At 34.5% G+C, this 11929-nt stretch carries 11 protein-coding genes and 1 tRNA gene; 7 read left to right on the plus strand and 5 right to left on the minus strand.

Annotation, left to right across the window (positions count from 1 at the left end):
* The first annotated feature begins 69 nt into the window (after positions 1-69).
* Both EL244_RS04245 and EL244_RS04250 read left to right on the plus strand, forming a co-directional pair.
* Positions 70-1578, plus strand: coding sequence for a basic amino acid/polyamine antiporter (locus tag EL244_RS04245; protein WP_006815667.1), 1509 nt, complete (start codon positions 70-72; stop codon positions 1576-1578).
* Between the two features lie 129 nt (positions 1579-1707).
* Positions 1708-2733: a FomA family porin-like outer membrane protein gene (locus tag EL244_RS04250; RefSeq protein WP_126459030.1), complete on the plus strand. Its 1026-nt coding sequence runs from the start codon at positions 1708-1710 to the stop codon at positions 2731-2733.
* 290 nt (positions 2734-3023) lie between these two features.
* Here the strand turns inward: EL244_RS04250 and EL244_RS04255 are convergent, their stop codons facing one another.
* Entirely contained in the window at positions 3024-3947 is a 924-nt protein-coding gene (locus EL244_RS04255; protein ID WP_126459033.1) for a nucleoside hydrolase, read from the minus strand.
* A 578-nt stretch (positions 3948-4525) separates the two neighbouring features.
* Here EL244_RS04255 and EL244_RS18110 point away from each other — a divergent pair.
* The 5 genes from EL244_RS18110 (at position 4526) to EL244_RS04275 (ending at position 8912) form a co-directional block, all read left to right on the plus strand.
* Positions 4526-4747, plus strand: a complete 222-nt coding sequence (locus tag EL244_RS18110; protein WP_269471789.1) for a hypothetical protein — start codon at positions 4526-4528, stop codon at positions 4745-4747.
* Positions 4748-4757: 10 nt separating this feature from the next.
* Positions 4758-4847 (plus strand): hypothetical protein, encoded by a 90-nt coding sequence (locus EL244_RS18115; protein ID WP_268243883.1) that lies wholly within the window; start codon positions 4758-4760, stop codon positions 4845-4847.
* An 895-nt stretch (positions 4848-5742) separates the two neighbouring features.
* Positions 5743-6591 carry an efflux RND transporter periplasmic adaptor subunit gene (locus EL244_RS04265; protein ID WP_126459036.1) on the plus strand — a complete coding sequence of 283 codons (849 nt, stop codon included), beginning with the start codon at positions 5743-5745 and terminating at the stop codon, positions 6589-6591.
* 3 nt (positions 6592-6594) lie between these two features.
* Positions 6595-8226, plus strand: coding sequence for an FUSC family protein (locus tag EL244_RS04270; protein WP_126459040.1), 1632 nt, complete (start codon positions 6595-6597; stop codon positions 8224-8226).
* Between the two features lie 26 nt (positions 8227-8252).
* On the plus strand, positions 8253-8912 hold the full coding sequence (locus tag EL244_RS04275) for a MarC family NAAT transporter (RefSeq protein ID WP_126459043.1): 660 nt from the start codon (positions 8253-8255) through the stop codon (positions 8910-8912).
* 207 nt (positions 8913-9119) lie between these two features.
* Here EL244_RS04275 and EL244_RS04280 read toward each other — a convergent pair.
* The 4 genes from EL244_RS04280 to mutY form a co-directional block, all read right to left on the minus strand.
* Positions 9120-9194 (minus strand) — tRNA-Phe (locus EL244_RS04280).
* Positions 9195-9387: 193 nt separating this feature from the next.
* Entirely contained in the window at positions 9388-10461 is a 1074-nt protein-coding gene (gene mltC / locus EL244_RS04285; RefSeq protein WP_006815660.1) for a membrane-bound lytic murein transglycosylase MltC, read from the minus strand.
* A 123-nt stretch (positions 10462-10584) separates the two neighbouring features.
* Positions 10585-10854: an oxidative damage protection protein gene (locus EL244_RS04290; protein WP_006815659.1), complete on the minus strand. Its 270-nt coding sequence runs from the start codon at positions 10852-10854 to the stop codon at positions 10585-10587.
* The gene (gene mutY, locus EL244_RS04295; RefSeq protein WP_039855566.1) at positions 10851-11918 is read right to left on the minus strand and encodes an A/G-specific adenine glycosylase; all 1068 of its coding nucleotides are present in this window, start codon (positions 11916-11918) and stop codon (positions 10851-10853) included. The genes EL244_RS04290 and mutY overlap by 4 nt, the downstream gene beginning before the upstream one ends.
* Positions 11919-11929: the final 11 nt, after the last annotated feature.

Consider the following 11929-nt stretch of genomic DNA (forward strand, 5'->3'; position numbering starts at 1 on the left):
TCAGTACTTTATAAAAGCTAAAAATATATTTATTGGCGTTTTTTTAACGACTTTTAAAAGGCTCTATTTATGGCAAATCAACCTTCAGCAACATCAAGTAGCACAACAGACGCCTCCTCTTCTGGAGGAACTAAATTAGGGTTAATTGCATTAATTGCAATTGTTGTTGGGTCAATGCTTGGTGGTGGCGTATTCAGCTTACCGCAAAATACAGCCGCAAGTTCTGCAGTCGGTCCTGTAATTATTGCGTGGGTGATAGCTGGCATTGGTATCTATTTTATTGCTAATTCATTTCGTATTCTGTCGGATCTCCGCCCTGATTTACAAGCAGGGGTTTACATGTATGCACAAGAAGGATTCGGTTCTTTCATTGGTTTTAGTGTGGCGTGGGGATATTGGCTAATGACTGCGTTTGGTAACGTCGCCTTTGCAGTTATTTTGATGGATGCATTTGATCAATTTTTCCCCGGGGTATTTACTGACGGCAATAACCTTAATTCAATTATTTGTGGCTCAGTTTTAATTTGGGGTTACAACTTCCTTGTATTATCAGGGACTAAAGTTGCTGGTTTTGTGAATACCTTAGGAACAATAGCCAAGCTAGTTCCTCTCATTTTATTTGTTATTATCTTGGGCTTATTAATTGATTACACTCAATTATTTAATAATTTTTGGGGGACTGCGCCTCAAGTTGTTACTCAAGTTAATCAACATATAGAGCCGGCTTCTTTAATGTCGCAAATATTAGCGCCTATGACAGTAACACTTTGGGCATTTATTGGTGTCGAAGGTGCAGTTGTATTATCGGGGCGAGCTAAAAACAAAAAAGATGTTGGTAAAGCAACGTTATTAGGGTTCTTAATTGCTTTAATTATTTATATGTTTTTATCTATATTGCCTTTTGGTGTAATGCCGCAAGCTGAATTATCATTAGTTGAAAACCCTTCTACTGCCGGTGTTCTTGGGAAAGTTGTTGGTGATTGGGGAAGCTTATTAATGAATATTGGCCTGATCATATCTGTATTAGCCGGTTGGCTAGCATGGACAATGCTTTGTGCTGAAATTCCAATGGTAGCAGGACAAAAAGGTGCATTTCCTCGAGCATTTGCACGTACTAACAAGAAGCAGGCAGCAAGTGTGTCTCTTTGGGTTAGTAGCTTCATTATGCAGGCCGCAATGTTATTAGTCTATTTTTCCAGCAATGCTTGGAATACCATGTATAACATTAGTGCCTTGATGGTTGTACCTGCCTATATTACAACAACGCTTTATATGACTAAAATATGCTTGAATAAGGAATATAATCAATATTCTCAAAAAGGTCGTAATATCGCCTTGGTGAGCGGTGTGATTGGTGCATTATTTTGCTTATTCATTCTTTATGCAAGTCAAATTCAATATGTTGCACTTATTCCTATTTTATTAACTTGTGGCTTACCTATTTTCATTTGGTCTCGTAAAGAGAAAAAAGATAACTTACCTATTTTTAATAAGATGGAATTAATCTCTTTAGCTATATTATTAGCTTTAGATTTGATTGTTGTTTTCTTATTATTTAAAGGGGTTATTTCCATTTAAATCTTAGTCTTATTTCAAAGGTTACTCTTTTTATAAGAGTAACCTTGTGATAAATAAATTATTAATGACTTTTCAATTTATTCAGTAATTATCTGAAGGGTTTTGTATTTGAAAATTAAGGTAAACAGAATGAAAATATTAATTAAATCTACAGGCGCTGCACTAGTTCTGATGACTTTTGTGAGCCAAGCGGAAGAGTTTATACCTAGTGGCTCTATTGGGGTAACACAAACATTTTATGGCAATGCGGGTAGCTATAAAACAGCAACATCGCACCCATCATTACTGTTCAATTACAATTTTTATCCTAAGTGGAGTATGGCTTTACAGTGGGATAGAACATGGAATATGTACCATTATGACGGTTCAGAAAAGCAACAAGATAACCGGTTTAGTGGTCCAAAAGGTACATTAAATTATAACTATGGTGTGATTAATGGATCAAAAGTGAAATGGAACTCTTCGCTAATGCTTGAGAATGAGGATGATTTTGATGGTACCAACCAAACCTACGCATTGATGCAAACAGCATTCGATTTTTCTGAATACATTCCTAAAAATGATTATATCCAAGCGACTCAATTTGCATTTTCACCTATGTATATTTATGGATGGAATACCCAAGGACCGTCAGGACATGTTAATACAGGGATTTTAAGTTTACTTACTAATTGGCAGCTCCCCGCAAATTTTTCGATTACACTGAATGCTTATGCTTTTAGAGAATGGTATGACGGAAATATGCTCATAACTGATGGAACTCAGTCCTACAGTAATGCAAATTATTATATGTTTTTGGCATGGTTAAATTATTCGAATACCTTATATCAATTTAATGATAATACTTCATTGTCATTTAATTTTGTTGGTGGATTAGATCCGTATATATCCTCGAATAAAAAAGCAGCTTGGGATCCATTTATTGCAGGAAATCAAATGTCTGAATGGTTATCGCCAACAATTATGGACGGTAATTATAAAAGTACTTATACCTTGTTTGCGCTACCCCAGCTTAGTTTAAATTATCAATATAATAAGGCACTAAATTTATCTGCATTTGTTCAAGCCAAATATTCTAACCAAGTCTGGGGTTCAACTGAAAAAGATTGGGAGCTACAGCCGCAGGGAGGCGTGGGTATTCGTTATGCCTTCTAGTAAAACATGCTCATATTTAAATATGAGCATGTTTTTGTTCTAAATTGTACCTGGCTTATGCTTTATAGGGGAACAATATGGCAACGTATTCATAAGGTTTAGGCAAATCAAAAAAAATTCTAATGGATTTACCTATTCCAATTTTTAGAATGCTGGTTTTTTGGATAAAAATAGTGATATTCACTAATTTTTAAATTAAAAAATATGGCTATATTTTAGAGGTTTTTAATAAAATAGATTCTGGATATCAGCGATTCTGAGTATTTATTTCTATAGATATCAGCTGTATATCAAAGAGTTAAAATACGTTCTACAATTAAAGACATTAATTTTGATGCATCGACATCAGTAATAATTTTACATTTAGATTCATTATTCATAGTTTCCGAACAGTGATTAGTAGCAGTAGATATGGTGGCAAAACTATGACCAAATAGTCTTTTGGATTCATATTCAATAGTAATTGAACCGTCAACACCTGAAAAAATTTCAGGTTGAATGAGGTATGCGATAACGCAGGGGTCATGCAGAAAAGGATCACATTCGGCATATCTTCGGCACATCTCTGCCACTTTCTGGGCAATAACATCACCTTTTTCCAAAGACGTGCACAAACCTGCTCTTATATCAGCTTTACTTGTTACATCCAAACCAAGCATAGTAATATGTCGTGCGCTATCAAAAACAATATGAGCAGCATGGGGATCTACATAAAAATTAAATTCAGCTGCTGGTGTTATATTTCCCTGTGTAAATGCGGCTCCTCCCATAACTACAATATCTTTTACATTATCAACTAATTTTGGTTCTTTAATGATAGCTATTGCGATATTAGTGAGAGAAGCCATTGCGCATAATGTTACTTCACCTGGATTTGACATTACTGAATCAATAATAAAGTCTACCGCATGACCTGAATCATTTTGGTATTCTGGCGTAGGTAGGAGCACCCCAGCTAGCCCATCTGTACCATGAACATGAGTTTTATTTCCAGTTTTGGTCATTAATGGACGATCGCAGCCTTTTGCTAGAGGAATATCTAGCCTATTCGCTAATGTAAGTAATTTTTTTGCATTACTGTGAACCTTTTCTAACTCTACATTCCCAGCGACTGTTGTTATCCCGATGATTTCTATTTCTGGTGACGCTATCGCGAGAAAAATGGCCACTGCATCATCAACTCCAGGATCACAATCTATTATTATTTTATGCATTTTTACTCCTTGATTTATATTTTATTAATTAGAAAAGTGAAAGTATTAATAATTAAATCTAAAGTGACTATATATTTAAATTGTCTAGATATTGGAAGATATGAAAGATAAAGTTATAAGGACTGAAACAATAAAAATATAGAGGGTTTATTCTGTGTATTTCCAAAAAAAACATCTTTATTGGAATGATTGCATTATCAATTCTTGATGCTATATCATCAAGAATGGCAGTCTATTTTTTGAAGTCAAGAAAGTGTATAGTTAAAAATAAAAATCACAACAAATATAAATTACTCCATAAGTATTACAATGTTAGTGTATTTTAATCTTGGCTAAAGAATTTAATTTCTTCATCTGAAAATAATAAAAATTTTTGATGAAGATATTCCGGTTAAATTTTAATTTTTAATTAATTATATCGGTTATAAAAAAAGGATTTTAAAATCAATCTTTTATTGCACAATTGATTACATTAATAATTAAAAAAATTTAAAATATAATAATCTAAAATAAGCTATTTTGTTTGTCTTTTTTTTAAATAATTCTAAAAGTGTGAATTTCATCGCATTTATAAACTTATTGCTCAAAGTCCATTAAGTAAAGGTGCCGCAACATCAGAAGCGACTTATGTCGTCGTGGCTAACGGTAAGTATGGCGGCTTTTATTATAATGTGAACGATGTTGTTAAATATCTTGGCGAAAGTGCCCCTAGAATTCACTTTAATGAAGCTTGGTATGCTTATGCACGCTTCCTCCCATATATAAAAATCGTTTTGCTATGGGGGGGAGGATACACTTAACTGTCCCACTATGTTTGCTGTTCAATCAATACATAAAATGTTGCCATCGCTCTCAATAGCCTCCATGATCCATGTGAAAAAAGTGAACGTACCCCATTAATTTTGATGATTTCAATGACTCATTTATGATGCATGGAACTACCTCACCTTATTACCTAATCATATCCTCAAATAAAAAATCAGCGTGGGGATCCAATAAGCTTTTTGATTGAAATTACGGGGCACTAAATTTACTCATAAAGCTAACTTCGCGTGAATTATGTGTAATCGAAAAACAGGCTCCGGTTGGCGTCTGTTAATAATAAATAGTAATTAAATTATATTTTTTATTATAATTGGATATAATTAATTTGTTATTAATAGTAGAGTTAGAATATGAAAGTATGTATGGGGGGCACAGTTTGATGAAGATAGTACTTACATTGAATGAGGCCAGTTTGAATATATATTATTTTTTTTATTAAAATTTAAATGGATACGAATTGTTTTAAGTGGATATTTATTACATTACCGTTATTTACTCTGAAATGGAGTAATATATCAATATAAGTTCGGTTGTTTATCGATTAATTGTCACTTTATGACAATATAATAAACTGAAAATCATATATTATCATGTCTATTTTGGATTAATTTGCTGGAATATCTAAATATTCACATTCTCTAATCAATTCTTTGATGTTGTTACTATTTAAAATTATTATACATTATATGAATGTACTATTGTATTGAGTAATCAATGATATAAAGTCTAACTAAATATTTAATTTATGATGGGATGGCTATATGAAAGATCTAATTTTAGGGGGGAGTGTTTTTATACCCGGTATAGCCCTTATCTTGCTTTTGGGTTTTTTTTTGTGGTTGTCTATAAGGGCTATCTATATTGGTTTGGTTATGAGGAATGAATATGCTGGCAGCCTTTTTGATATTTCAATGTTGTTTTTTTGCATATTAATAATACATGTGATTGCTAATTTATAATTGGTTATAGAATGAATATTAAAAAGTACTTATTAGTTGTAATATCCATATTTATTATTATCTCATCTATTTATGTGTTATGGAATCATTATGCATTGAGCCCATGGACCCGTGATGGCAGAATTAGAGCTGAAGTGAGTGAAATAACAGCTGAAGTTTCAGGTAAAATTGAAAAACTCTTAATTGTTGACAATCAAGAGGTGAAGAAAAATGAGCTACTATTAGTTGTTGATCCAACTGATTACGATATTAAATTACGCGAGTCTGAAATTGAACTTAATGAGCTCATTGTTCAATATAATTTTGCTAAGAGCCAACTTGCGAGACGTAGTAAACTTAGTCAAGTTGCTATATCAAAAGAGGAGCTGGAAGATGCAAAATCAAGGCTGGATAGTTTAACGAAAAAAATTGAGCTATCGAAAGTTAAAATTGAAAAAGCAAAGTTAGATTTATCAAGAACGGAAATTAGATCACCAGTAAATGGTTTTATAACAAACTTAAATTTAAGAAAAGGTAATTATATCAGTGCAGGTGCGCCATTATTCGCTATTATTGATGAAGATTCTTACTATGTTATCGCTTATTTAGAAGAAACAAAAATGCGTAACGTAGCTGTAGATAATAATGTAACGGTAATACTTTACAGTAATAATGAAGAACTTAAAGGAAAAGTACAAAGTATAGGCCGAGCAATTGATGATAACAACTCTAGAACGGGTAATCAGCTTCTTGAAAATGTAGAGCCTAATTATCCTTGGGTTCGGTTAGCACAACGAGTTCCAATTAAAGTTTCCTTAAATAATATTGATGGGGTACACCTTATTCCTGGAACAACCTGTACCGTATTTATTGAAGATTAATATATGAATTCAAATTGGATTTTTGCAATAAAATTCACATTGGCAATTTTATTGGCTTGGTATGTATCTTCATACCTCGGTTTTGATAAGCCATACTGGGCAATGATGACTGTTGCAATTATTGGATACCCTGACCGGTCATTAAGTCTTGCTAAAATGGGAGCAAGATTAGTCGGTAGTTTTATCGGTGTTATAGCCGTAACCTTGATTGCTAATATTAGCCTCAATGATCAATGGTTATTTACATCATTAATTATAATTTGGTTATCAGCATGTTTATTTTTAACGTTAACTTCACGCTATATGATGCCATACATGTTTTCGTTATCAGGGTATACTTCAGCCATTATAGCATTTGGTACATCGGTTTATCCTTTACCGATGACAATTTTTGAATTGTCCCAAGAGCGGTTAATTGAAGTGACAATAGGTATTATCGCTTATACCTTCGTTATGTATATTTTACCGTCCAAACAACATATTTTTCAAACTCAGCTAATTAAGAAAAAAATTCAGAGTGAGAAGAGAAAAGTACTTTCTGAATTATTTAAAGGTCATAGGGGTAATACCATTAAAGAAGTAAAGGAAGTTATTACATCGAGTATATCTTATGATGAGTTAAGTCAATATGAGAGTAATTTTATTTCATTTAAGAAGTCAAGTAGCCAACTATTTAAATTACCATTATTTATAACTTTTATTATTATTGGGTTGGAAAATAAAGATATTTTAAAATATAAAGGCTATAGCGAATTCTTAAATATTAAAAGTAAGAGTAATATTAAGCAGGATTATAGCTACTACGAGTTTTTTGATTGGAAAGATATTATATCAAACACAATGAGGTTAGTTTTTGGTCTCGTGATCAGTGTTATCTTCTGGTTTAATACTGCATGGGATTATGGATATATCCTAGCTGTACTTGTTAGTATTTCATTTACTTTTGGTGTGACTATACCAAAAGCAAATAAACTTGCATTTGTCATTTTTATAATTGCATTACTTGTTGTTTTAATTGGTTATATTTTGAAATTCTATTTTTTAATTCAAGTATCAAGTTTTTCTCAAGCTGCATTGGTTATGTTACCTATTTTTCTTTTATTAGGTATTCTTAAAACAGGTGGTAAGTTATCTTTTTTGATTTCACATGTTATGTGCATATCAATTATATTTATAATTAATTTCACTAACCCAATGAATTTTGATTTTGTAAGCTTTTCAAATACTTCTATTGCTCTTGTATTTTCTATTGTTATAGTAACTCTTATGTTGTATATCATTCCTTTAAGTACTGATGAGCAAGTGGAAAAAAGAAAAACTCAATTTATATTGAGAAAAATAAGTGAGTTTGAGGGAGATAAAGATGAAATTTCAAAATTAAAAAATACAATTATTATTAATGTTAACTCATTCTCTAAAAAAGAAAATATAATTAAGATGTATGTTTTTTTATCATTATTATGTGTCTATGAAATGGCAAATTTACAAGAATCAAAGGATCTTTTAATGGCTGTTATTTTTGGGATTTTAAATGACGATGATAAAACAAAAATCTTATTCATATTAGAAAGCCAGAATAGTAAAAATGATGATGCAATTATTCGTTATACTAAAAATATTCTTAATTTTTTATAATAACTTTAAACTAAAATGAGGTGGTCATGTTTGATTTATTAACAGCGCTGGGTATTGGGCTTGCTGTTTTATTACCTTTATCTAATCCATTGACAACGGTTGCATTGTTTCTTGGTTTATCGGGTGAAATGACCATAGAAGGTCGCCAAAAAGTCATAAAAATGACACCTATCTATGTCTTTTTCATTATGATAATTTCATGGTATTCAGGCCAAGCCATCATGAATACTTTTGGTGTATCAATTCCGGGATTACGTATTGCTGGTGGCTTTATTGTTGCTTACATAGGCTTTAGAATGTTGTTTCCTATTGTTACTAGCAATATAAGTGATGATGATAAAAAAGTTAGCGATAGCAATTCTAGCGTTGCATTTGTACCATTAGCAATGCCGAGTACTGCAGGGCCCGGTACTATTGCGATGATTATTAGTATGGCTTCTTCAGTCATTACTAATGAGAATGCCTATCCGCATTGGGTGATATTGATTGCACCTCCTTTAGTATTTCTTATATTTTCGATTATTCTTTGGGCATGTTTAAAAAGCTCGACTATTATCATGAAATTTTTTGGCAAATCGGGTATTGATGCAATATCAAGATTAATGGGATTTTTATTAGTTTGTATGGGTGTACAATTTATTATTACAGGTATAGGCGAGCTAACTCGGTCAGGTTTTTTTAGCTAATTTCATCAACTGTAAATAACGGCTATATACATCATAATTTAGGTCACATAGGTATATATTAATATGTGGCTTGAAGTATTTTGGGGAAGAAATATATGGTTGGGAGTGAAGTGAGTTGACCCCCAGTAGAATTAACACTTTGGGATAGTGGGAGTTTTGCTAGATTTAAAAAGCAAAAACCCGCAATTAAGCGGGTTCTTTAAATAGTGGTGCCGGACTCGGAATCGAACCAAGGACACGGGGATTTTCAATCCCCTGCTCTACCGACTGAGCTATCCGGGCAACGGAGCGTATTAAACCTGATTTAAGAGGGTGAGTCAAGGCAGATCCTAAAACTTTTGATTGAGTGCGCTTTTTTTCAGCATTTGAGTTAAATTTTAAACAAATCAACATGAAAATACGTAATGAAATAGCCAAAATGCCAGCAAAGAGAAACACTTGCTGGCATTTTTTAATGGCATTTTAGTGAGCGAAACTAGCGCAAATAGTTTTTCTGAGCTTTATTCACTTTAATGAGATAGTTACGCGACTCTGCAGCAGGGTGTTTAGTGGATAACGTTTCATACACTTCACCTGGCTCTAAATTATTTATTTTCTGAGCCGCTTGTTTCTTATCATTATGGAACACGCGCAGAACGCTGCCTGCACCACCATTATAAGCAGTGATCACCGCATAGCGGCGCGATGTTGGATTGCGGATATCACCGAGATAGCTATTTTGTAAAATAGCTAAATAGGCTGTACCCGTATCAATATTTTTCTCTGGGTCAAACAGGTAGCTGCGGCTTGGTACGCCAGATTTTCCTTGAGAACGGAACACATCTTTACCCGCAGTATTTTGCATTATCTGCATCAGACCCATTGCATCCGAACGACTTACTGCATACGGGTTGAAGCTGGATTCAATCTGCATAATTGCCAAAATCAGCGACTCATCAACACCATACTTAGCGGATGATTTCTTAATATATGGTAGATATTTATGGGCTCGTTTATCTAAGTGGTTCGGTACTAACTGCATAGTGACCGACCAAACCACATTCATACCAGATTGCCTGCGCTGCATTTTATTGCTGATCAGATAATCTGCAAATTTAGTTGCACGCCATTCCCAGCGAATAGGCTCGCCAGTATTATCCATCACTTGCCCAAACAAGAATGGCTCTTTACTGTGTGGAATATCGTTAATATCGGAGTAGAGGTCGATAGAGTTTGGGTCATCGCCCATTAATAATGTGGTAACAATCGCTTTTTTCAGATGTTCTGAAGGCTCGACTGCCGCAATTGTTTCGACCGTGATGGTTCCTGCATCAAAATTAATATGGCTGCGGGTACGATATTGGTCGGTATATTTCACATAGTCCTTTGGACCGGCAATCAGAACTTCTTTTATCCCCCAAATATTTTCAATATTGTGGGCAAATTGACCCATTAAAATATCGAACCCATTGGTATCTTTGACATAGTCAGGATTAAAGTCAGATTTCTGTTTACTGGAACAGGAAACGATAAGTGGTATCAACAATGTGAGGGCAAATAATTTTTTCATACGATCCACAATATTAATGCAAACTAGCGATTATCTCGTCCATATACTCTAAATCACCCAAGTTGCATGTCGGTAGCAAACCGAGCCATGCAACTTGAAGAACTATAAATATAGACCTAAAAATTATTTTTCAGGGGTATATCCATCAATTTTAATATCATGACCTTCAAATAAGAACTTAACCATTTCCTGTTCTAGCATTTTACGGTCATCAGGATTCATGGTATTTAGTTTTTTCTCATTGATCAGCATGGTTTGTTTAGTCATCCATTGAGCCCATGCCTCCTTCGAAATTTCATTAAAGATACGCTTTCCTAATTCACCAGGATAAAGCTGAAAATCTTGCCCATCAGCATCACGTTGTAAGAAAGTGCAAAAAATGGTTCTACTCATTTAATTTTTCCTCGAATATCAGGTAGTAAGGCTAGTTGTTTTAATAAACTTTCAACCGGAGCTGCAAGACCGATTGTTGCGCCTAGGTGTAAGTTATACCAGAGTCCTGTGCCTTCATCCATGGCAGAGTTAAATGCCTGAATATTAACTTTTACAGGGATAATATCTAAATGAAAATGGCTAAATGTGTGGCGAAATGCAATTAATTGTTCTGGCGTGTCATATTTCATTCCCGAATCCGCCAGCCAAGCTGAAAGCTGCTCACTGTTTTCAAATTGTGGGAATGCAAATAATCCCCCCCAGATCCCAGAGGGTGGACGTTGTTCTAACCACACCTTATCGTCGTGCTGTAGGATTAAAAACCAAGCGCTTTTCTCAGGGATCTTCTGTTTCGGTTTTTTCCCCGGATAGGATGCCCAAGAGTGATTGGCATAAGCGACGCAACCACTATTTAATGGGCACAATTCACATTTCGGTTTGCTACGTGTACAGACCATCGCACCAAGATCCATCATGGCTTGGTTAAAGTATTCAACTTCAACCGCAGGGGTAACTTTGGTACTAATTTCCCATAACCGATTTTCGACCTCTTTCTTACCCGGCCAGCCACCGACGGCATAGCAGCGAGCCAGCACGCGTTTTACGTTACCATCGAGGATTGGAAAATGCTGTTGCTGAGAGAGCGAAAGAATCGCGCCTGCGGTAGAGCGTCCCACTCCAGGTAAGGCATTCACTTCTTCAAAAGTCGTAGGAAACTTGCCGTTGTATTGTGTGGCAATCACTTGCGCTGCTTTGTGAAGATTACGTGCTCGGGCGTAATATCCCAGCCCTGTCCAGAGGTGTAAAACCTCATCTAATGGGGCATTAGCTAACGCAGTGACGTCAGAAAAGCGTTGAATAAATTTTTCAAAATAGGGAATGACTGTGCTGACTTGGGTTTGCTGCAGCATCACCTCGGAAAGCCAGACATGGTAAGAGGATTTTTCCTGCTGCCATGGCAAGGTTTTTCGTCCATATTTGTGATACCACTTGAGCACTGCACTTGAAAATTGTTGAGCTTCCATTGATTCGTTAT

Source organism: Providencia rustigianii (genome assembly GCF_900637755.1).
GTDB classification, from domain to species: Bacteria; Pseudomonadota; Gammaproteobacteria; order Enterobacterales; family Enterobacteriaceae; genus Providencia; species Providencia rustigianii.

Bases quoted from the DNA above. Each gene is read 5' to 3' on its own strand.
- EL244_RS04250 (WP_126459030.1), top strand. From the start codon at position 1,708: ATGAAAATATTAATTAAATCTACAGGCGCTGCACTAGTTCTGATGACT.
- EL244_RS04265 (WP_126459036.1), top strand. From the start codon at position 5,743: ATGAATATTAAAAAGTACTTATTAGTTGTAATATCCATATTTATTATT.
- EL244_RS04255 (WP_126459033.1), bottom strand. From the start codon at position 3,947: ATGCATAAAATAATAATAGATTGTGATCCTGGAGTTGATGATGCAGTG.
- EL244_RS18115 (WP_268243883.1), top strand. From the start codon at position 4,758: ATGTTTGCTGTTCAATCAATACATAAAATGTTGCCATCGCTCTCAATA.
- EL244_RS04270 (WP_126459040.1), top strand. From the start codon at position 6,595: ATGAATTCAAATTGGATTTTTGCAATAAAATTCACATTGGCAATTTTA.
- EL244_RS04290 (WP_006815659.1), bottom strand. From the start codon at position 10,854: ATGAGTAGAACCATTTTTTGCACTTTCTTACAACGTGATGCTGATGGG.
- mutY (WP_039855566.1), bottom strand. From the start codon at position 11,918: ATGGAAGCTCAACAATTTTCAAGTGCAGTGCTCAAGTGGTATCACAAA.
- mltC (WP_006815660.1), bottom strand. From the start codon at position 10,461: ATGAAAAAATTATTTGCCCTCACATTGTTGATACCACTTATCGTTTCC.
- EL244_RS04275 (WP_126459043.1), top strand. From the start codon at position 8,253: ATGTTTGATTTATTAACAGCGCTGGGTATTGGGCTTGCTGTTTTATTA.
- EL244_RS04245 (WP_006815667.1), top strand. From the start codon at position 70: ATGGCAAATCAACCTTCAGCAACATCAAGTAGCACAACAGACGCCTCC.